The 22,443-nt window shown below is 66.8% G+C and carries 10 protein-coding genes; 4 read left to right on the top strand and 6 right to left on the bottom strand.

The annotated features are described in order from the left end of the window. Positions 1-7 precede the first annotated feature (7 nt). From ACVWZT_RS16970 to ACVWZT_RS16960, 3 genes are all read right to left on the bottom strand, one after another. The gene (locus ACVWZT_RS16970; RefSeq protein WP_296232232.1) at positions 8-1,330 is read right to left on the bottom strand and encodes an ATP-binding protein; all 1,323 of its coding nucleotides are present in this window, start codon (positions 1,328-1,330) and stop codon (positions 8-10) included. Beyond that, positions 1,327-2,010, bottom strand: coding sequence for a response regulator (locus ACVWZT_RS16965; RefSeq protein WP_457470376.1), 684 nt, complete (start codon positions 2,008-2,010; stop codon positions 1,327-1,329). The genes ACVWZT_RS16970 and ACVWZT_RS16965 overlap by 4 nt, the downstream gene beginning before the upstream one ends. 128 nt (positions 2,011-2,138) lie before the next feature. Further along, on the bottom strand, positions 2,139-2,708 hold the full coding sequence (locus ACVWZT_RS16960) for a nucleotidyltransferase family protein (protein ID WP_296232229.1): 570 nt from the start codon (positions 2,706-2,708) through the stop codon (positions 2,139-2,141). A 261-nt stretch (positions 2,709-2,969) separates the two neighbouring features. Between ACVWZT_RS16960 and dsbD the strand changes: the two genes are divergently transcribed. Genes dsbD through dsbG form a run of 3 tightly spaced genes read left to right on the top strand, consistent with a single transcriptional unit; the run spans position 2,970 to position 6,278 of the window. Beyond that, on the top strand, positions 2,970-4,682 hold the full coding sequence (dsbD, locus tag ACVWZT_RS16955; protein WP_457470374.1) for a protein-disulfide reductase DsbD: 1,713 nt from the start codon (positions 2,970-2,972) through the stop codon (positions 4,680-4,682). Next, complete coding sequence (locus tag ACVWZT_RS16950) at positions 4,682-5,518, top strand: prolipoprotein diacylglyceryl transferase family protein (RefSeq protein ID WP_457470373.1); 837 nt, start codon at positions 4,682-4,684, stop codon at positions 5,516-5,518. Before dsbD ends, ACVWZT_RS16950 begins: the two co-directional genes overlap by 1 nt. A 1-nt stretch (position 5,519) precedes the next feature. Further along, the gene (dsbG, locus tag ACVWZT_RS16945) at positions 5,520-6,278 is read left to right on the top strand and encodes a thiol:disulfide interchange protein DsbG (protein ID WP_296234586.1); all 759 of its coding nucleotides are present in this window, start codon (positions 5,520-5,522) and stop codon (positions 6,276-6,278) included. Between the two features lie 214 nt (positions 6,279-6,492). Here dsbG and ACVWZT_RS16940 read toward each other — a convergent pair whose 3' ends face one another. Further along, complete coding sequence (locus tag ACVWZT_RS16940) at positions 6,493-19,446, bottom strand: non-ribosomal peptide synthetase (protein ID WP_457470371.1); 12,954 nt, start codon at positions 19,444-19,446, stop codon at positions 6,493-6,495. Positions 19,447-19,762: 316 nt separating this feature from the next. On the opposite strand from ACVWZT_RS16940, the gene ACVWZT_RS16935 reads away from it, so the two are divergent. Continuing rightward, a complete protein-coding gene (locus ACVWZT_RS16935; RefSeq protein WP_225778588.1) occupies positions 19,763-20,293 on the top strand; it encodes an RNA polymerase factor sigma-70 in 531 nt (176 codons plus the stop codon). Positions 20,294-20,422: 129 nt separating this feature from the next. Here ACVWZT_RS16935 and ACVWZT_RS16930 read toward each other — a convergent pair whose 3' ends face one another. Further along, positions 20,423-21,436, bottom strand: coding sequence for a GNAT family N-acetyltransferase (locus ACVWZT_RS16930; RefSeq protein WP_457470369.1), 1,014 nt, complete (start codon positions 21,434-21,436; stop codon positions 20,423-20,425). 64 nt (positions 21,437-21,500) lie between these two features. Continuing rightward, complete coding sequence (locus ACVWZT_RS16925) at positions 21,501-22,301, bottom strand: substrate-binding periplasmic protein (RefSeq protein WP_457472092.1); 801 nt, start codon at positions 22,299-22,301, stop codon at positions 21,501-21,503. Between the last annotated feature and the right edge of the window lie 142 nt (positions 22,302-22,443).

Genomic DNA, 22,443 nt, shown 5'->3' with positions numbered 1-22,443 from the left:
GCAAGGATCAATGTCCCGAACGCGCCGGCACCTGCAACAAGACCCGCAAGCCATCACTCCGGCTGTCGAACTTCAGGCTACCGGCACAGCGCTGCACGATCGCCTGCACGATCGCCAACCCCAACCCGCAGCCGCCACTTTGCCCATTACGCCAGAAGCGTTCGGTCAAATGCTCCAGGTCTGCCTCGGCAATCCCCGGCCCATGGTCGCGCACCATGAAACCTACCTGCCCATCGCTCATCTGCAGTTCCAGCTCCACCGCCTCATCGCCACCATGGCGCAAGGCGTTGTCCAGCAGGTTGCGCAACGCCGCCACCGCCAGGGGCGCCGGCATGCCCAGGTAGACCTGTGTGGCTTCTTCCGGCAAACGCAACACGATACGCCGGTTGTCACCACCACCGGCGTCCTGCACCGCCTGCCGGGCTACCTGCTCGGCGCTGCACTGCACACCATCATCGAACGACAGGCTGCCCTCCACCCGCGCCAGCATCAGCAACTGCTCCAGTGTGCGATGCATGCGGTCGGTCCCCTGCTCGGCATGCGCCAGCGCCTGCTCGCGCACCGCACCCTCGGTCATGCGTGCTACCTGCAGGTGGGTCTTGATCGCCGTCAGCGGGCTGCGCAGTTCATGCGCGGCGTCGTCGGTCAGGCGCCGCTCGCGCTCAATGGTCTGGGCAATGCGCAGGAACAGCTGGTTCTGGGTTTCCAGCAGCGGCTGCAGTTCGCTGGGCATGCCCGCCACCTGCAGCGGCTCGACACTGTCCGCACGCCGGCGGCGCAGCGCGTCGCGCATGCGGTTGAGCGGCTCCAGGCCCTTGCCCAGGCCGATCCACAACAGCCCCAGGCTGCCCAGCAGCGCCATCAGTACCGGCGCCGAGGCCGCCAGCAGGATCGACTGGTTCAACGCCTCGCGCTCCATGTGCCGGTCGGCGGTGGTGATACGCACATCGCCATGGTTGTAGGTGAAGGTGCGCCACAGCGCGTCGTCGATGGTCTGGTCACGGAAACCACTGCTTTCGTCGTTCATGGCGCCATCGTGCTTGTGGTTGCTGGCGAGAATCTCGCCACGCAACGAGCTGACCTGGCAGGCCATGCCGTCCGGCACGCTGAACTGGTCGGCGGAAAAGTGCGCCTCCTCGCCCTTGGCGGTCAACGGCTGCGGCAACTGGTCGATCAGGCCGGCGACCATACGCGCCGAGGCCACCAGACGCTGGTCGAGGGAGAACATCATCTGCTGGCGCAGGTCGCGCAGCATCCACGCGGCAGCCAGCACCCAGATGATTACGAAGGCGCTGCCCAGGATCAGGCTCAGGCGTACCCGCAGGCTCATGATGCGGCCTCTTCCGGCGCCTGCGCCGGGCCCAGGCGATAGCCCAGGCCGCGCACGGTCTCGATGATGCCGTTGCCGAGCTTGCGCCGCAGGTGGTGGATATGCACGTTGAGGGCGTTGCTCTCCACCTCGTCGCTGAAGCCATACACGCAGTCCTTGAGCTGTTCGCTGGACAGCACTCGGCCGCGGTTCTGCAGCAGCGCCTGGAGCAGCGCCTGTTCACGGCGCGACAGGTCGACCGGCTGCCCGCCAAGGGTAGCCGAGCAGGTACTCGGGTCGTAGCACAGCGGGCCGTGCTCGATCACGTTCACCGCACGCCCGGCCACGCGCCGCAACAGGGTGTGCAGGCGTGCAGCCAGTTCGCGCAGGTCGAAGGGCTTGAGCAGGTAATCGTCGGCCCCGGCCTGCAGGCCATCGACCCGGTCAGTGACCGCATCCCGCGCGGTGAGCACCAGCACCGGCAGCGTCTCGCCCTGCTGGCGCAGACGGCGCAGCAGCTTGAGGCCGTCTTCGTCCGGCAGGCCGAGATCGAGGATCATCACGTCGAATTGCGCCGCCTGCAGCATCGCCCGTGCAGCGGCGGCGTTGCCCACCCGGTCCACGGTCAGGCCCTGGGCGGTAAGGCCGGCGCAGATGCCGGCGGCGATCAGGTCGTCGTCCTCGCACAGCAGAACGTGCATGGTTGGGCTCCCGGAGTGGTGTGGCTGACATTGCACCTTGGGCGGATTAAGGGGGGATTATGGACCTTTTTGTAGAGGGGTGGGGTTCGTCCCGGGTGTGGCGAGAATGCCGCGTTGTGGCGACCGCTTCAGGCCTGCATCACCTGCTCCGGTGTGTCCACATCCAGCAACACCCCGGCGTCATCGACCTCAACCACCGTACAGCAGCCTTGCTGCCCCCGCACCAACGACCGCGCCCCTTCATCCCCGCTCAGCCGCGCCAACGCCGCCCAGAAATCGCGCCCGAAGATCACCGGGTGCCCGTACTGCCCTGCATGGCGCGGCAACACGATGGTCGAAGCGCTGGCCGCCTCGGCCAGCCGACACAAGGTTGCCGGTTCGATCCAAGGCATATCACCCAGCAGAATGGCCACCGCCTGCGCCCGGCTGTCGAGCAACGAGCCGGCACCCGCAGCCAGGCTATGTCCCATGCCTGCGGCGGCCTCAGGGCTGGCGACGATACGGCAATCGCCAGGCAGCCCAAGATCCTCGCCCCGCTCGCCTGCGCGTAATACCACGCGAACGTCAGCGAATGCTGCGCGGGCCCGCTCCACGCTGTGCGTCAGCAGGCTGCGACCATCGGCCAGGGCCACCTGGCGTTTGTCAGCGCCAAAACGCCTGGCGCTGCCTGCCGCCAGCACCAGCGCAACCACACTCACAACCGCACCTGGCGCTGGTGCGACGTCGCCGCGGCAACCATCGCAGCGCTGTCGAACGTTTCGCTGGCTATTGTTTCAGGCATGGGCAACTCGTAATCGCCGGATGATCATGCAATGCAACCACTGACGTGCCGCCATGGCAAGCGCGGCTGATGATGTCGCGCCCTGCTACGCAGCGCCGCTTGCAGAAACAACGGTTAACCTTGGGTTAATCGACCCACGCCAGCATGGCCCCATTCCTCGATCTGCCAAGGCGAAGACATGCGCGTCCTCCTGCTGTTCCTGACATTGCTGCTGGCCGGCCCGTTGCAGGCCAACCCGTTCGACGTCAAACCTGACTTCCTGCCGGTCGACCAAGCCTTCGTGCTGACTCACGACCGCCAGGCCGACGGCCGGATGCGCCTGTACTTCCAGATCAAGCCGGGCTACTACCTGTATCAGAAACGCCTGAAGTTCGACGGCCTGCCCGGCGAACAACACCCGCAGTTGCCACCTGCGCTCAACCACCACGACGAATTCTTTGGCGACAGTGCGGTGTACCGCGACCAGCTCGAACTGCTGCTGCCCGCCAGCGCCCAGGGCCAGCTGCGCCTGGGCTGGCAGGGCTGCGCCGATGCCGGCCTGTGCTACCCGCCGCAAACCACGCTGATCGACCTGGGTGGCAGCGTGACGCCGACAGCCGGGCAAGCCAGTGACCAGGCCCTGGCCAGCGACCTGCAACAAGGCCACCTGGCCTGGAGCCTGCTGGCGTTCTTCGGCCTTGGCCTGTTGCTGGCCTTTACCCCCTGCTCGCTGCCGATGCTGCCGATCCTCGCCGGGCTGGTCCTGGGCAATGGCGCCAGTGCCCGACGCGGCTGGGTGCTGGCCGGGGTCTATGTGCTGAGCATGGCGCTGGTGTACGCCGCCCTGGGGGTGGTCGCCGCGCTGCTGGGTGCCAGCCTGCAGGCCTGGCTGCAGCAACCCTGGCTGCTGGGCAGCCTGGCGGCGCTGTTCGTGCTCCTGGCCTTGCCCATGTTCGGCGCCTTCGAACTGCAACTGCCCGCCGCCCTGCGTGACCGCCTGGACCGCGCCGGGCGCGGCACGCAGGGCGGCAACCTGTACGGCGCGGCACTGCTCGGCGCGCTGTCCGGGTTGCTGATGGGCCCGTGCATGACCGCGCCATTGGCGGGTGCGCTGCTGTACATCGCCCAGAGCGGCGATGTGTTGCAGGGGGCGCTGGTACTGTTCAGCCTTGGCCTGGGCATGGGCGTGCCGCTGTTGCTGCTGGTGACCTTGGGCAACCGCTACCTGCCGCGCCCGGGTGCCTGGATGAACCGGGTCAAGGGCGTGTTCGGCTTCGTCTTCCTGGGCATGGCGCTGTACACCGTGCGCGGCCTACTGCCCGCCACCCTGCTGCTGGCCCTCAGCGGCGGCCTGCTGATCACGTTGGCCTGGGCCGCCTGGCCGGCCTTGCAGCGGCAGCCGGCATTGCGCGCCATTCCGTTGCTGGGCGCCCTCTGGGGCGGCCTGCTGCTGGTGGGCGCGGCGGCCGGCGGCGACGACCTCTGGCAGCCTCTGCGCCCGTTCACCGGCGGTGCTGCGCCGGCCACCGGCCAGCACGCCGAAGCTACCTTGGTCACCGTCAGCCGCCCCGAAGACCTGCAACGCGAACTGGATGCGGCCAAGGCGCGTGGCCAGTGGGTGATGCTCGACTACTATGCCGACTGGTGCGTGTCGTGCAAGGTCATGGAAAAACAGGTGTTCGCCCGCGGCGACGTACAGGCCGCCCTGGCCGGCGTGCACCTGCTGCGCCTGGACGTGACCGCCGACACACCTGCCAGCCAGGCCTTGCTGCAGCGCTACCAGGTACCCGGCCCACCCAGCATCATCTGGATCGGCCCGGAAGGCGACGAGCGTCGTGCGCGGCGCCTCACCGGTGAAGTGGATGCAGCTGCGTTCCTGCAACACTGGACCCAGACCAGGAGCCAAGGCTGATGCTGACCGTAACCCTCGGGCCACTGACCATGGCCCTCAACCACCTGCTGATGCTCACCGCCCTGGTGATCGCCAGCGTGGTCGGCTGGTGGGTCGCCCGGCGTGGCGGCGAGAGCCCGGAATCGGCGCTGTTCAACCTGTTCCTGATCGGCCTGTTGTGCGCGCGCGCCGGCTTCGTGCTGGCCTACTGGCCGATGTACCAGGACGACCCGGTGCAGATCATCGACATCCGCGATGGTGGCTTCCTGTTCTGGTCAGGCCTTGCCGGCATCGTGCTCGGCGCCCTGTGGCAGGGCTGGCGTCATCCCGGGCTGCGCCGCCCGCTGGGCTGGGCGCTGTTCAGCGGTGCACTGTTCTGGGGCCTGGCCAGCCTCGCCGGGCACCTGTACAGCAAGGGCACCGAGCTGCCCGAACTGAGCCTGCGCAAAGCTACCGGGCAATCCGTGGCGCTGCACGGCTACCGTGGCAAACCACTGGTGATCAACCTCTGGGCCACCTGGTGCCCGCCCTGTCGGCGCGAAATGCCGGTGCTGCAACGAGCGCAAGGCGATTACCCGCATGTGACCTTCCTGTTCGTCAACCAGGGCGAGACCCCGGAAAACGTCAGCACCTTTCTCGCCACCACCGGCCTGAGCCTGACCCATGTGCTGTTCGACGGTACCGGCCTGCTGGCCCAACGCGTCGGTTCCATGGCCCTGCCCACTACCCTGTTCTACGACGCCGACGGGCGGCTGATCGGCAGCCACCTCGGCGAGCTGTCCCGGGCCAGCCTGCGCCACGCCCTGAAGCCTTTCGACCGGGCCGCCGCGCCCGCCCCCGCCGCACAAGGAAACTGACATGCGACTGACTGCACTGCTGCCCCTGTCCCTGGCCCTGCTGGCTGTGCCGACCTTGCAAGCCGAAGAGCTGCCCAAGGCGATTCAGCAACTGCAAGCCAAGGGCGCCGAGATCAAAGGCAGCTTCGACGCCCCCAACGGCCTGCGCGGGTATGCCGCCGAGTACCAGAATAATGGCCTGGCGCTGTATCTCACCCCTGACGGCAAGCACGTACTGGTCGGCAGCCTGTTCGACGAACAGGGCAAAGACCTCAGTGCCGAGCCGCTGAAAAAGCTGGTGTATGCGCCGATGAGCAAGGAAATCTGGGCGAAGATGGAAAAAACCTCGTGGATCGCCGACGGCAAGGACGATGCACCTCGCAAGGTGTACCTGTTCAGCGACCCCAACTGCCCGTACTGCAACATGTTCTGGGAACAGGCGCGGCCGTGGGTGGAGTCGGGCAAGGTGCAGCTTCGCCATATCATGGTCGGCATCATTCGCGCAGACAGCCCGGGCAAGTCGGCGGCGCTGCTGGCGGCGAAAGACCCGGCCAAGGCACTGCACGAGCACGAGAAGGCTGGCAAGGCGAGCACGCTGAAGCCGCTGGATCAAGTGCCGGAGGCGGTGCAGCAGAAACTGGCGGCGAACATGGCATTGATGGAAGAAATGGGGCTGCAGGCAACCCCGGCGATCTTCTATCAGGATGAGCAGGGCAACCTGCAGAGCCAGCAGGGGGCGCCAAGACCGGAGTTGCTTGGGAAGATTCTGGGCAAGCGTTGAAAGCTCGGGTAGCTGCACCGGCCTCTTCGCAGATAAACCACATAGGTACCGCATTGCGCTTGAGGTTGTCACTGTATCTGTAGAGCGGCGTTGTGTCGCGAAAGGGCTGCATGGCAGCCCCGACAGGCTATGACGCTGAAGTCTGGGGGCGCGTTGCGCCCCTTTCGCAACACAAGGCCGCTCTACAGGCCGGTGCAGCCTCTACCAGCGCAGGTTACAACCCCTCCAGTTCCGCCATCAGGTCACTGAGCCGGTCGACCTTATCGTCATCCAGCGCACTGCCCTGCAGCCCCTGCACATATTCGGCCAGCTCCGCCACCGTGTTGCACTCGAACATCGCCCGCAGCGGCACATTCAGTTGCAGCTGCTTCTGCACCCGCGAGGCGATCTGCGTGGCCAGCAGCGAATGCCCGCCCAGCTCGAAGAAGTTGTCGTGCATCCCCACCCGCTCAGCCTTGAGCACATCAGCCCAGATTTCCGCCAGCAGCGCCTCCAGCTCATTGCGCGGTGCCTGGTACGCCTGGCTGTGCTGGCCACCGATGTCGATGGCCGGCAAGGCGTTGCGGTCCAGCTTGCCGTTGGCGTTGCGCGGCAAGCTGTCGAACCAGCCCCAGTGCAGCGGCACCATGTACTCCGGCAACTCGGCCCGCAGGCGCTGCTTGAGCCGTTCCAGCAACGCGGCATCGGCGCTGATGCCCTGGTGTGCCACCAGGTAGCCGACCAGGTGCTTGCCATTGACGCCCTCCTGCACGCCAACGGCAGCGTCGCGGACCTCGACCTGCTCGTGCAGGCGCGCCTCGATCTCGCCCAGTTCGATGCGGTAACCACGAATCTTCACCTGATGGTCGATGCGCCCGATGTACTCGAGCACGCCATCCGGGCGCTGCCGCGCCAGGTCACCGGTGCGGTACAAGCGCTCGCCTGCAGCGCCATGGGGATGGGGGACGAACGCCAGCGCGGTACGCACCGGGTCGCCGACATAACCTCGGCCTACACCGGTGCCGGCCACGCACAGCTCACCCACCGCACCCAACGGCACCAACGCCTGCTCCTCGTCGAACAGGTAAAGGCGGTTGTTGTCGGTCGGCCGGCCAATTGGCAGATAGCTGCCTTCGGTCGAGGCGGCATCGATGCGGAAGAATGCCACGTCGTCCGAGCACTCGGCCGGGCCGTAGGCGTTGACCAGGCCAATCTGCGGGTAACGCTGCAACCATTGCGCGGCCAGCTCCGGCGGCATGGCTTCGCCGGTCGGCAGCATCCAGCGCAGGCCGTCGAGGGCCTGGTGGTCGCTGGCCAGCATGCCCTGGATCAGCGACGGCACGCTTTCCAGCACGCTGATGCCGGTGGCTTGCACATGCGCCAGCAGGGCTTGCGGGTCGTGGGCGATGGCGTTCGGCACGATCTCCACCCGGGCGCCGAACAGCGGTGCGGCAAGGAATTGCCATACCGAGATGTCGAAGCTCTGCGAGGCGGTCTGGGCGATCACGTCGTGCTCACTGAGCGCCAGGTAGGGTACCTTGCTCAGCTGGTTGTTGAGCATGCCACGCTGCTCGACCATCACACCTTTCGGCAGGCCGGTGGAGCCTGAGGTGTAGATCACGTAGGCAAGGTTGCCCGGCACGCTGTAAATACCGGGGTTATGGCTGGCCACCGGGCTGGCCTGGATGTCTTCCCACACCAGCAAGCGCGGGCGTGCCACCGCCTCCAGCGTGTCCAGCAACTGCCGACCCTGGCCGGCACAGGCCGCGCTGCACACCAGCACGGGGGTTCGGCTGCGCTGGATGATGCTTTGCAGGCGCGCCGGCGGCAGGCCCGGATCCAACGGCAGGTAGCCGGCGCCGGCCTTGAAGCTACCGACGATCATGCCCAGCAACGGCAGCCCGCGCTCGGCCAGCAGCGCCACTGGCTGGTCAACCTGCACGCCCGCCGCAAGCAAGGCATGGCCCAGGCGGTTGGCCGCCAGGTTCAACCCGGCATAGTCATAGGTCGCCTCCAGGCAGCGCGCCACGGTACGTTGCGGGTGCGCAGCGACCTGCGTCTCGAACTGGGCGATGTAGCTCTGCTCCAGCGGGTAGGCCCGCGTGCTGCGGTTGCAGTCCTCGAGCAGGAAGCGCTGTTCCTCGGCGCCCAGCAGCGGCAGCGCACTCACCTCCCCGGCAAAGCCTTGCACCAGCGCCAGCAGCAGGCGCTTGAATTCGGCCAGCAGGCGCTCGACGGTCGGGTAGTCGAAGTAACGTTGGTCGAACGACAGGTGCAGGCCAAGCTCATCGCCCGGGTAGCACACCGCCGTCAACGGGAAATTGGTGTGGGTGCGGCCTGAGTCGGAACTGGCGTTCAGGTGCTGGGCATAGTCGAGCACGGCGGTTTCGACCGGCGCGTTCTCGAACACGAACAGGCTGTCGAACAGGGGCTGGCCCTTGGGCAGTTCGCTGCATTCCTGGATCGCCACCAGCGGCAGGTATTCGTACTCGCGCAGTTCCATGTTGCGCTCCAGCAAGCCTTGCAGCCACTGGCGCACACTGCAACGCTGGCCGGCCGCCGGCAACTGCACGCGCAGGGCGACGCTGTTGATGAACAGACCGACCGTGCGCTGCATCTGCGGCAGGCTCACCGGCCGCCCGGCCACGGTCACGCCGAACACCACGTCGCGGTCGCCGCTGTAGCGCGCCAGCACCAGCGCCCAGGCCGCCTGGGCAAATGTATTGACGGTGAGCTGGTGGGCCTGGGCCAGTTCGCGCAGGCGTACTCCGTCGTCTACCGCCAGGCGGGTGTAGCAGTCGCCGACGACCATGCCGCTGCCGGCGTGCTCGTGGCGTAGCGGGCGGTCGCTGGGAATGGCGGTGGCGCGTTCGAAGCCAGCCAGGCTGGCCTGCCACCAGGCGCGGGCATCGTCCAGGCCCTGGCGTTGCAGCCAGCCGATGTAGTCGCGGTAGCGTGGCGGCACGGGCAGTTGCGCCTGACGGCCCTCACCGAGGGCCTGGTAGATTTCGAAGAAGTCGTTCATCAACAGCGAGCGGCACCAGGCATCGATCAGAATGTGGTGGTTGCTCATCATGAACCAGTAGCGTTCGTCGGCCACCCGCACCAGGCGCAGGTGGAAAGGCGCTTCGCTGAGCAAGGCGAAGCCAGCCTCACGCTCCTGCTTGTGCAGGGCCTGCAGGCGCTGCTCCTGGGCATCCTCATCGAGGTCGCGCCAGTCCTGGTAGTCCAGCGGCGTGTTACCGGGTTTGTGGATGATCTGCAGCATCGCCTCACCGGTATTCCAGCTGAACGATGCGCGTAGCGCCTCGTGCCGAGCCACCACGGCTTGCCAGGCCTGGGCGAAGCGCTCGGGATCAAGGGCACTGTTGATGCGATAACGGTCCTGCATGTAGTAGAGGCCGGTGCCCGGCTCTAGCAGGGTGTGCAACAACATGCCTTCCTGCATCGGTGTCAGCGGGTAGACATCCTCGATCTGCGCAGCCGGCACCGGCAAGGCGTCGATCTGCGCCTGGGTCAGGTGCGCCAGCGGGAAGTCGGACGGCGTGAAGCTGCCGTTGCCATCGGCCAGGCAATGCTCGATCAGCGCCAGCAGCTCCTGGCGGTAGGCCTCGGCCAGGCTGGCGATGGTGCGCTCGTCATAGCGCTCGGTGCTGAACGTCCAGCGCAATTGCAGGGCGCCGCCATACACCTGGCCATCGACACTCAACCAGTTGGGCAACGGCGCATCGGCAGCGTGGGCCTGGCCTGCAGGGACGTCCAGCGGTTGGAACAGCGCCGCGCTGTCAAACTGCTGGTCGAACTGGCCCAGGTAGTTGAAGGTGATACGCGCCTGCGGCAAGGCCGCCATCTGCTCGCGCAGCGCCGTATCGGCCAGGTAGCGCAGCACGCCGTAGCCCAGGCCTTTGTGCGGCACCTGGCGCAGTTGCTCCTTGATGCACTTGATCGACGCGGCCCGCGCCGTATCGTCTTGGCCCGGCAGCGGGCGCAGGCTGAGTGGGTAGGCATTGGTGAACCAGCCGACGCTGCGGGTCAGGTCCATGTCTTCGAACAGCCCGTCGCGGCCATGGCCCTCCAGCTGCACCAGCACTGCCTCATCACCGCTCCAGCGGCACAAGGTACGCGCCAGCGCGGTGAGCAGCAGGTCGTTGACCTGGGTGTGATACGCCGCTGGCGCCTGCTGTAGCAATTGCCGGGTCTGCTGCGCATCCAGGCTGATGGCCAGGGTACGGGCGTGGCGCTGCAGGTTGTCGCCCTGCGGGTGATCGCAGGGCAGTTCGCGGCGCACGTCCGCCAGCTGGTTTTGCCACCAGCCGAGCTCGTCGCGCAGCGAATCGCTGCCGGCATAGCTGGCCAGGCGTGCCGCCCAATCGCCCACGGCGTGTGTCTTGGCCGGCAGCGCTCGGCCACGGTACAACGCCTGCAGGTCTTCCAGCAGCACCCGCCAGGACACGCCATCCACCACCAGGTGATGGATCGCCAGCAACAGGCGCTGGCTGCCCTGGCCGTCACGCACCAGCAGGGCGCGCAGCAGCGGCCCCTGCTGCAGGTCGAGGCTGCGTTGCAGGTCGGTGTACAGCGCCTGGCAATCGGCGAAGTCGGCAACCGTCGCGCTCCACAGCAATTGCCCGGCGTCAGGCTGGGCGTAAGCGGCCTGCCAGCGACCGTTGGCCTCGCTGAAGCGCAGGCGCAGGCTGTCGTGGTGCCGCACCAGCGCGGCGAGTGCCTGTTCCAGTGCCGCTTCGTCCAGCGCCTGGTGGGCCTGCAGCAACACTGCCTGGTTCCAGTGCTGCGGCTGCGCCAGGTCGGTGTCGAAGAACCAGTGCTGGATCGGGGTCAGGCCGACCTGTCCCTGGCGCAGGCCCTGGTCGATGCTGCTGGTGGCTTCGCTGTGGCGTACGACAGCCGCCAAGGCCTGGATGGTCTGGTGCTGGAACAGGTCGCGCGGCGTGAATTGCAAGCCGCCCTGGCGGGCCCGGCTGACCACCTGGATCGACAGGATCGAATCGCCGCCCAGTTCGAAGAAGTTGTCCTGCACACCGACCTGGGCAAGGTTCAGCACGTCGCACCAGACCTGCGCCAGTTGCGCTTCAACTGCATTGCCAGGGGCCTGGTAGTGCTGGCGGGCCTGCTCCAGGTCCGGCAGCGGCAGCGCGCGGCGGTCGAGTTTACCGTTGCCCATCAGCGGCAGGCTGTCGAGCAGGACCAGGTGCGCAGGCACCATGTAATCCGGCAGCTGCCGTCGGGCATCGGCCTTCACCGCGTCACGCAGCCGGCTCTGGGCGGCGCTGTCGGCCGCCGCCTGCCGGCAGACCAGGTAACCGACCAGTTGCTTGCCACCCGGCAAGTCGAGTGCCAGCACCACGGCTTCGTCGACGTCGGCATGCGCCTGCAGGCGGCTTTCGATTTCCCCGAGTTCGATGCGGAAGCCGCGAATCTTCACCTGCTGGTCGGCACGGCCGATGTACTCGACCAGGCCATCGCTGCCCAGGCGCACCAGGTCACCGGTGCGGTACAGGCGCCCGCCCGCGGCACCGAACGGGTCGGCGACGAAGCGCTCGGCACTGAGCCCCGGGCGGTCGTGGTAACCCTGGGCCAGGCCGGCACCGCCGACATACAGTTCACCGATGCCACCTTGCGGCAACAGGGCAAGGTTTTCGTCGAGGATGTAGGCCGTGCGGCTGCCGACCACATGGCCGATCGGCACGCTGCCGAGGTCCGCCGGCAGCGATTCCGGTGCCAGGCAGGCCAGCGGCATGACCACGGTTTCGGTCGGGCCGTAGGCGTTGAACAGCTGCTGCGGCGCGAAGGCCTGGCGAATACGCTGCATTTGCTCGCCGGTCAACGCTTCGCCACCGGTGATCACCAGGCGCACCGGCAACTGTTCGCCCTGCCCGGCCAGGTACTGCGCCAACTGGCTGCCATAGCTGGGCGTGAAGCCGAGGATACTGACCTGTTGCTCGCGCACCAGCTGGCAGATGTCTTCTGCCCCCCACTGCCCCTGGGCGCGCAGCACCACACGGGCGCCGCACAGCAGCGGCACCCACAGGCGCTCGCTGGCAGCATCGAAGTTGATCGAGTAGAAGTGCAGCTCGCAGTCGTCACTGCGCATGCCAAATGCCGAGATCACCGCCTGGCAGTGCATGGCGAATTCGCCGTGGCTGACGATTACCCCCTTGGGCGTGCCGGTGGAGCCCGAGGTATAGATCAGGTAGGCCTGGTGCTGCGCCAGGTTACGGTTGTCCAGCGGCGCATCGCTGTAGGCCGACAGACTGGCAGTATCGTCTTCCAGGCTCCAGCACGCGACTCCTGCGGGCAGCTCGCCGAGGCTATGCAGCAGCGCGCGCTGGCTCAGCAGCAGGCCGATGCGGCTGTCTTCGATCATGTAGCGCAGGCGGTCGAGCGGGTACTCCGGGTCGAGCGGCACGTAGGCGCCACCAGCCTTGAGGATGGCCAGCAAGCCGACCACCATGTGCAACGAGCGCTCCAGCGCCAGGCCCACGCGCACCTGCGGGCCGACCCCGCGCTCGCGCAGGGCGCGGGCCAGGCGGTTGGCTTGCTGGTCGAGCTCGGCATAGGTGATGTGCTGGCCGGCAAAAGTCAGCGCAACGGCGTGGGGGGTGCGCGCCGCCTGGGCGGCGAACAGGCCATGCAAGGTCTGGTCGAGGCCGGGCGCGTGCTCGCCGCGCAACTGGCCCGCCAGCACCTGCTGTTCGGCGCTGCCCAGCATCGGCAGCTCGCACAGGCGCTGCTGTGGGTCGTGCAGCAGGCCGACCAGCAGCTGCTGCCAGTGCTCGGCCATGCGGGCGATGCGCGGCTCGTCGAACAGGTCGCGGCTGTACGTCAGGCAGCAGCCCAGGCGACCGTCAAGGTCAGTCACCTCCAGGTACAGGTCGAACTTGGTGGCGCTGGCATCGTTGACCAGGTAATCCACCTGCATGCCGGCCAGCGTGCGGCTTTGCTGGAAAGCCCAGCGCTGTACGTTGCACATTACCTGGAACAGCGGGTTGTAGGCGCTGCTGCGGGGTGGCTGCAAGGCCTCCACCAGTTGTTCGAACGGCAGGTCCTGGTGCGACTGGGCTTCGATCGCCGCCAGGCGTACCTGCTCCAGCAAGGCATGGGCAGTCATCTGCCCGTCCACCTCGCAGCGCAGCACCTGGGTGTTGAGGAAGGCACCGATCAGGCCTTCGCTTTCCGGGCGAATGCGGTTGGCCACCGGCGCGCCGATGCGCAGGTCGTGCTGGCCACTGTAGCGGTGCAGCAAGGCGGCCAGGGTGGCGGTCATGGTCATGAACAAGGTCAGACCGCGCTGGCGGTTGAAGGCGTGTACACGGGCGACCAGCGCCGGGTCCAGTTCGAAGCGGTACAGCTCGCCACGGTGGCTTTGCACCGGCGGGCGTGGACGGTCGGCGGGCAGCGCGAGTACCGGGTGCTCATCGCCCAGGCGTGCCTGCCAGTAGGCCAGCTGACGCGCGCCCTCGCCGCTTTCCAGCCATTGCCGTTGCCACAGGCTGTAGTCCAGGTACTGCACCGGCAGCGGCGGCAGTGGCGATTCGCGGTCATCGACGAACGCCTCGTACAGCTCACCCAGCTCGCGGGCAAAGATGTCCATGGCCCAGCCCTCGGTGACGATGTGGTGCAGGGTCAGCACGAAGAAATGCTCGCGTTCTTCGGCCTTGACCAGGCAGGCGCGCAGCAGCGGGCCGCGCTCCAGGTCGAAGGGCTGGTGCGCCTGGTCGTCGGCCAGTTGCTGCAGGCGTTGCTGGCGGGCTTCGGCAGGCATTGCACTGAAGTCCTGCCAGTCCAGGTGCAGGCTGCCATCTTGCGCCACGCACTGGTACGGCACGCCGTCAATGCTGGGGAAGGTGGTACGCAGGGTTTCGTGACGCACCACCAGCGCCTGCAGCGCACGCTCGAAGGCTTCCACGTGCAGGGTACCGCGCAGGCGTGCCATGCCACCGACGTTGTACGCCGGGCTGTCCGGCGCCATCTGCCAGAGGAACCACATGCGCTGCTGCGAGTACGACAGCGGCACTGCCTGGCGACGGTCGACGCGGGCGATCTCGCCTTGCAGGTTGCGCTCGCCGGCGGCGCGGATACGCGTGATCTCGGCACAGAAGGCGCCCAGTTCACTGGCATCGAACAGGGTCTTGAGCGGCAGCTCGACATCGCAGGCCTGGCGCGTGCGCGAAACGATCTGGGTGGCCAGCAGCGAGTGGCCGCCGAGGGCGAAGAAGTCGTCCTGCAGGCCGATCCGCGGCAGGTTCAGCACCTCGCGCCAGATCGCCGCGACCTGTTGCTGCAATGCGCTGTGTGGCGCGACGTACTCACGCTGCTGCCACACCGGGGCCGGCAGCGCCTTGCGCTCGACCTTGCCGCTGGGGCCCAGCGGCATGTGTGCCAGCGGCACGAGTTGTGCCGGCACCATATAGGCCGGCAACTGCTCGGCCAGCACCGCCAGCAACTCGGCTGGCTGGGCGCTGCCGCAGTAGTAGCCGACCAGCTGTGCGCCGACGGCATCCTGGTGCACCAGCACCAGCGCCTGTTCGACACCCGCTTGCGCCAGCAGGCAGGCCTGGACCTCCTCGGGCTCGACACGGAAACCACGCACCTTGACCTGTTGGTCGAGGCGGCCCAGGTACTCCAGGGCCTCGCTCTGTACCTGCCAGCGGGCACGGTCGCCACTGCGATACAGGCGTTCGCCATGGCCATCGACCCGGGGCACGAAGCGCTCGGCGGTAAGGCCCGGGCGGCCCAGGTAGCCACGTGCCAGGCCGGCGCCGCCAAGGTACAGCTCGCCCGGAACACCGGGGGCAGTGAGCTCAAGTTCGTCGTCCAGCACCCGGCACAGCACATTGGCCAACGGGCGGCCGATCGGCGAACGCTCGCCATCCGTCGCCTGGCAGTGCCAATGGGTGACGTTGATGGCGGTTTCGGTCGGGCCGTAACGGTTGTGCAACTGCGCCTGCGGCAGCACCTGCAGCACACGGTCACGCAATGCCGCAGGCAGCGCCTCGCCCCCGGAAAACACCCGGCGCAAGCTGGTACAGGCCTGCGCCAGCGGTTCCTGGATGAAGGCCTGCAGCAGAGGCGGCACGAAATGCAGCGTGGTCACGCCATGCGCCTGCACCAACGCGGCGATGCGCTGGGGGTCACGGTGCTCGCCGGGGCCGGCGAGCACCAGCTTGCCGCCTGTGATCAGGGGCCAGAAGCATTCCCACACCGAAACATCGAAGCTGACCGGCGCCTTCTGCATCAGCACGTCGCTGGCGTTCAGCGCATAAGTGTCCTGCATCCACTGCAGGCGTTCGGCCAACGCCGCGTGGGTGTTGCCGACGCCCTTGGGTCGGCCGGTGGAACCGGAGGTGTAGATCACGTATGCCAGGTTGTCGCCGTGCAGATGCAGCCTTGGCGCATGGCTGGGCCAGCTGTCCAGGTGCAGCTGGTCGAGGGCGATGGCGCTGACCCCGTCGACCTGCGGCAGCTTGCCCAGCAGGCCGCTGTGGCTCAGCAGCAGGCGGGCGCCGCAGTCGTCAAGCATATAGGCCAGGCGCTCGGCGGGATAATCGACGTCCAGTGGCACATAGGCACCGCCGGCCTTGAGAATCGCCAGCAGGCCGACCAACAATTGCGGCGAGCGCTCGAGGGCGATGGCCACACAGGTATCAGGGCCGACACCCTTGTCGCGCAGGTAATGGGCCAGGCGGTTGGCTTGCTGCTGCAGCCCGGCATAGTCCAGGTCGCCCCCCTCCCAGACCAGCGCGGTGCGCTGCGGGGTGTTGCGCGCCTGTTCATTGAGCTGTTCGAGCAGCAGGCATTGCGGTGCCAGGGCCGGTGCCTGGCCCCAACCCAGCAGTTGCATGCGGCCGGGCTCGTCGAGCAACGGCACCTCGCCCAGGGCCCGCTGCGGCGCAGCACACACCTGTTCCAGCAGGGCCAGCAGGTGCCCGGCCAGGCGCTTGATGGTGCCGGCTTCGAACAGCCCGACGGCGTAGTCGAAGGCCAGGCTCAGGCGGCCCTGGTGGTCCTCCTCACTGTGCAATTGCAAATCGAACTTGGCCTCGCGGCTGTGCCACGGCAACTCCTCGGCCAGCAGGCCCGGCAGGCGGCGCAGGGCCGACAGGTCACGCTGCTGGTGGTTGAACATTACCTGGAACAGGCCTTGCTCGCGTGCCTCGGGCAAGGCTTCGACCAGTTGCTCGAACGGCAAGTCCTGGTTGGCCTGGGCTTCCAGGGTGGCTTGGCGCACCTGGGCCAGCAACTGGCTGAACGGCAGGCGGCCATCGAGTTGCGCGCGCATCACCTGGGTATTGATGAAGAAGCCGACCATGCCCTGGGTCTCCAGGCGCGGGCGGTTGGCGTTCGGCACGCCGACCCGGATATCGGCCTGGCCGCTGTAGCGGTACAGCAGCGCCTGCCAGCCAGCCAGCAAGACCATGAACAGGCTGGCTTGCTGCTCGCGCGCCAGGCCCTTGAGTGCCTCGGCGAGGCCGGCCGGCACCTTCACTTGCAACCGGGCAGCCCGGTGGTCGCGTTGGCTGGCGCGCGGCTGGTCGGTGCACAAGTCGAGCACTGGTGTTTCATCGCCCAGGCGCGTCTGCCAGTAGCGCAGCTGACGCTCGGCCTCGCCTGCAGCCAGCCACTGCCGCTGCCAACTACCGTAATCGGCGTAACCCAGGGGCAGCGGCGCCAGGCTGGCCTCCAGGCCCTGACAGCGGGCAGCGTACAACCTGGCGAATTCATCCAGCAGAATATTCAGTGACCAGCCATCAGCGACGATGTGGTGAAGGGTCACCCACAATTGATGGTCTTCATCGCCTAGGCGCGCCAGGGTCACCCGCAGCAGCGGCCCCTGGGTCAGGTCGAACGGCTGGCAGGCTTCCGCCTCGCGCTGGCTGGCGACCTGTTCGGGTGCCTGGTCTTCCAGGTCCAGGCGGCGCAGCTGAAATGGCGATGACGGCAGGATGCGTTGCAAGGCCTGGCCATTTTCTTCGCTGAACACGGTGCGCAGTGACTCATGGCGCTGCACCAGCGCCTGGAACGCCGCTTCCAGGGCATGTTGATCCAGCTCGCCACGCAGGTGCAGGCCAGCCGGAATGTTGTAGGCCGCCGCTTGCGGCTGCAGTTGCCACAGTAGCCACAAGCGGTTCTGCGCCAGCGACTGGGGCAGTGCCCGGCCACGCTCCAGCGGGGCGATGGCAGTGGCTTGGGCGCCGTCGACTGCGAGCAGGGCTGCCACTGCCTGGCTGTAGTCAGCCAGCACGGGCGCCTCGAACAACGTGGCCAGGTTGAGCGTGATGCCCAGCTCATCGGCCAGGCGAGCGGTGGCCTGGGTGGCGGCGATGGAGTTGCCACCCAGCAGCAGGAAGTGGTCGTCTGCTGCCAGCGTCTCCACCTTGAGGACGTCGCGCCATACCCTGGCGATGCGCGCCTGCAACCCATCAGCAATGGCCGGCGTGGCGTCGGTTGCGTTGACGTCAGGGAACCGGGCGTAGCAATCCAGGCTGCCATCCATCATGCGCAAGCGGCAGGCCGAGCGTTGCAACTTGCCGCTGGAGGTCCTGGGCAACGCGCCAGGGTTCAGCAGCAGGACCACCGCCGGGGCCTGGCGGCAGGCGTCAGCGACAACCTGGCGCAGGGAGTTGATCAGGTCGCGGGGCTTGACCGCCTTCTGCACGTTGCGGCTGACTTCCACTGCCACGCCGATGCCTTCCTCGCCATGGTGCTCGACGGCAAATACTGCCACCCGGCCTTTGCGCAGCACCTCGATTTCGCCTTCGAGGGTTTTTTCCAGGTCCTGCGGGTACAGGTTCTGCCCGCGTACGATCAACAGGTCTTTGAGGCGCCCGCTGACGAACACTTCGCCGTCACGCAGGAAACCCAGGTCGCCGGTCCGCAGCCAGGTCTGCCCGTCCATTTCGACAAACGTGCGGGCACTGGCTTGCGGGTTGCGCCAGTAGCCCCGGGCGATGCTCGGGCCGCTGGCCCAGATCTCGCCGACCTGGTTGTCCTCCAACAGCTGCAGGCGTTGCGGGTCGACAATACGCAGCGCATGCCCCGGCTGCGGGTAACCGCAGCTCATCAGCACGCTGCCTTGGCCCGGCTCGGCGCGGTTGGCGGCAAAGGCCTCGGCGTCCAGTTCCAGTGCGGCGATACCCTGGCCACGGCGGCTACCGCTGACGAACAGGGTCGCTTCGGCCAGGCCGTAGCTGGCGAAGAAGCTCTGCGGGTCGAAGCCGCAGGCGCGGAACTTGTCGGCGAAGGTGGCCAGGCTGTCCTGGCGAATCGGTTCGGAGCCGGAATAGGCCACGCGCCAGCGGCTCAGGTCGAGCCCGGCCAGGGCGGCCGTGCTGACCCGCTCGCTGCACAGGCGGTAGGCAAAGTCCGGGCCACCGCTGATGGTACCGCCATAGTCGCTGATGGCCTGCAACCAGCGTAGCGGCCGGGCCAGGAAGTAGCCCGGCGACATCAGCACACAGGGCACACCGCTGAAGATCGGCTGCAGCAGGCCACCGATCAGGCCCATGTCGTGGTACAGCGGCAGCCAGCTGACGATCACATCGTCGGGGTTGAGATCGATGCCGAAACCGCGGCGGATCAGCTGCTCATTGGCGACCAGGTTGCCATGGCTGACCTGCACGCCCTTGGGCAGCGCGGTGGAGCCGGAGGTGTACTGCAGGAAGGCAATGTCATCCCCCTTCAGGGTTGGCTCGCGCCAGTTCGCAGCCAGCGCCGGGTCGAGGCCGTCGACCGCCAGCAGTGCAGGGGCGTCTGCCCTGCTCAGCGCCTCCAGGCCCTGCAGGCTGCCTTGCAGCGCCGCCACGGTCAGCAGCAGGCGCGGTTCGGCGTCTTCGATGATCGACAGCAGGCGTTGCTGGTGGTGCTGGCGCGCCGACTCCGGCGGGTAGGCCGGCACCGCGATCACGCCCGCATACAGGCAGCCGAAGAATGCCGCCACGTAGTCCGGCCCGCTGGGGAACAACAGCACCGCACGCTCAGCGAAACCGACCCGCGCCTGCAACGCAGCGGCGATGGTGCGCGCGCGCTGGTCCAGTTCACGGTAGCTGAGCACAACCTGCTCGTCGGGAGCGTCGGCCAGAAAGCGCAAGGCGATCCGGTCTGGGGTCTGTGCAGCGCGTTGGGCCAGGGCCTGGGCCAGCGAGAGCGGGAGTTCGAAGGCGTCCGTCATGGGGTGTTCCTGCCAGTGTCTGGTGAGGGCGGGCCGGCTGCTGCGCGCACGAAGGCGAGCAGCGTACGGCGGCCGGATGTACACAGGGGAACGTTTGGGCACGGGGAGAAATTAGCGGGGTCTGGCTTGGCAGGTGTGGTGCCTGGACGATCGAGCGCCACAGCTCCCAAGGCATGGCTCGGCAAAATCAGAACCAGGTCTTAATAATTACATTTCTCATTTGACAATAATTATCACTACGAATAGGTTGTCGCACGTCGTAGGAAGCTTCCCGCATCAGGAAGCGTCCTTTCCCCTCTGTGACAAGGTGATTTCCATGGCGGAACAACTATCCACAAGTAAGTGCGATTCACCATTACTGCAGGCCTTCGTCGACAACCGCAGCATCCTGGTCAAGATTGCCGCGCGCATTACCGGCTGCCGCTCGCGCGCCGAAGATGTAGTGCAGGATGCCTTCTTCAGGCTCAGCGCCGCCCCGCAGATCACTTCGTCGTTCAAGGCGCAGCTGAGCTACCTGTTCCAGATCGTGCGCAACCTGGCTATCGACCACTACCGCAAGCAGGCGATGGAGCTGAAGTACTCCGGCAGCGAGGAGGAAGGCCTGAATGTGGTGGTGCAGAACGCTTCGCCCGAGGCCACCCACATCAACCTGGCTGCGCTGGATGATATTGCCGAGGCGTTGAACCAGCTGCCGCAGCGCACCCGCTATGCGTTCGAGATGTACCGCCTGCATGGGGTGCCGCAGAAGGACATTGCCAAGGAGCTGGGAGTGTCGCCAACGCTGGTCAATTTCATGATTCGCGATGCACTGGTGCACTGCCGCAAGATGGCCGGTCGCCAGGCCTGAGCCTTCAAGGTTGCCGAGGGCATGTGGGAGCAGGCTCACCCGCGAACACCGGCGGAGCCGGTGTGTCGGGCACCGCGTCGCGCGCTTCGCGGGAAAACCGCAGCTACAGGGCTACACTGCCCCCAGCCCTCAGGCCAGTTCACAGCGATCGAAAAACCGCTCCCGGCCAAGAATCATCAGTGCCGCCCGTTTGTGCGGGAAGTCGAACTCCTTGTCACAGTGGAAGCATTGATCGTGCAGGTAGCCGATCATCTTGCCGTTGTCGGCGCGCGGCTCGGCCACCACCCGCTGGGTACGCGGGTCGTCGAGGAACAGGTAATGCACCAGCGCCGATAGCCAGCTGGCTACCTTGTGCGGCCCGCGATGGTGCTGCTCGCCCACCAGCATGTGGATACCCCGGTCGTAGTCATTGGCCAGGTAGAACGGCGCAATGCGGTCCTCCTTGGCCCAGTAGGCTTCGAAGTAGGCAAACGGCTCATCATCGAAGCAGCCGATCAGCGTCAGGGTATGCGGGTCGGCCTGGAGTTTGTCCAGGTACTCGCGGTGCTGCGCCAGGGTGCCAGCCTCCTGCCAGAACGCTTCCACCCGCGGATTGTTCTGCCAGCGGTTGAAACGCTCCAGGTCTGCCTCGATCTCCAGCGTGCGCAGCGACACCCAACTGCCCAGGCGCGCATCGAAACGCCGGTACACTTCGCCACACGGCTTGGGTGGGCGGCGCGGGTGACGTTTGCCATTGCTGAGCTGCATCTGCTGTGGATACGCCCCATGGCCCGACTCGCCCAGCCAGGGTTGTGGCAACTGCCAGAACAGCGCGCGCTCGCACAGGAACTGGCCTGGTTGCTCGGCGTTCAGCAGCAGGCCACTGAGCAACGCCTGCGCCGGAACCTCCGGCAAGTGCCAGACCAGGCGCTGGCAAGCGCTGTCACGGGACAACAGCCAGTAGCAGGCGGCCCACAAGGCCTGGCAGGGTCGCTCGGGGCACAGGCGCTCGAGATGCAGGTGCAAGGTAGCGCCCACCTCCAGGCGCAACTGGATCAACGGGCGGCCTTCGAGGGACAGGCTCAGCCAGTGGTCGCCCTCCTCGGCACTGAGGCTGCGCCAGCGCGGCGCTGACGGGGGCTGCGAAGCGGCATCGAACGGCATGGGCTTGGCTCACGGCAATGAAGGAAAAGGCTCACTGCTGGAAACGTTGCCGCATGGCGGGAATTTAGTCGCGTGTCGGCACCACCGCGATGCGGTAGGGCTCGAAGATGCGCGCCAGCTCGCCGCTGTTGCGCAGGCCCCGCAGCAGCGCCGCGAATGCCTGCTCGCTGATCGGCGCACCAGGGCGCAGCAAGGCGTAGTGGTGGTAAAGCTGATCGATACGTTGCGAGGGCACCAGTTGCTCGCGGCTGGCCGGGTTGCGCGCGAGGAAATCACTGAAGTAGGAACGCGTGACCAAGGCAATGTCGGCGCGCCCGGCTTGCACCATCAGCAGGTTGCTGTCGTGGGAATAGGTCAGGGTCGCCTTGTAGGTCTTGCGCAGGTAGTCCGGGTCCGAGTTGAAGCCGGCGAACGCATAGTGATAACCATTGAACAGTGCCAGGCGCTTGCCGCTCAGGTTGTCGAAGTAATGCGGATCACGGCCATTGACCTGACGGGCGACGAATACCTCGGCATCTTCCAGGCCCATGTCCACGGTCTGATGGGCAATCTGCTGCCAGCCCCATTCCGGGTTCTCGAAAATGGCCATGTCGGTGCGGCCTTGCTGGAAATCACCAAAACGCCGCTGGATGGAAGTGGGCACCAGGGTGAAACGGTATTGCTGCTGCGCCCGGTTCAGCGCCTCGACCAGCTGCGGCAGCAGGCCCGTATCGGCTCCCTGCTCGGGGCGCACCGTGTACGGCGGGAAGTGTGCCGCGCCGACCTTGACCTCGATGGCGTCAAGCGCCCAGGCAGGCACCGCCAGCCAGGACACGGCCAACAACAACAGGGCAGACAAGGCCTTGCGGCCTGGCGTTGGAATCAAGACGGACACTCATACGGTTCATGCCTGGGTGCGCTTAAGCTAGGCGTTTTCCCGGTCGGACACAACTGCCGGTTGCGCTGCCCTTGTGCCAAACCCGGGGGCAAATTGCCAGTGGTGCCCGATGCCCACAGATTGGCTACGC

This window comes from Pseudomonas sp. TE21394, from assembly GCF_054057835.1.
This window is presented reverse-complemented; position numbering and strand designations above follow the sequence as displayed.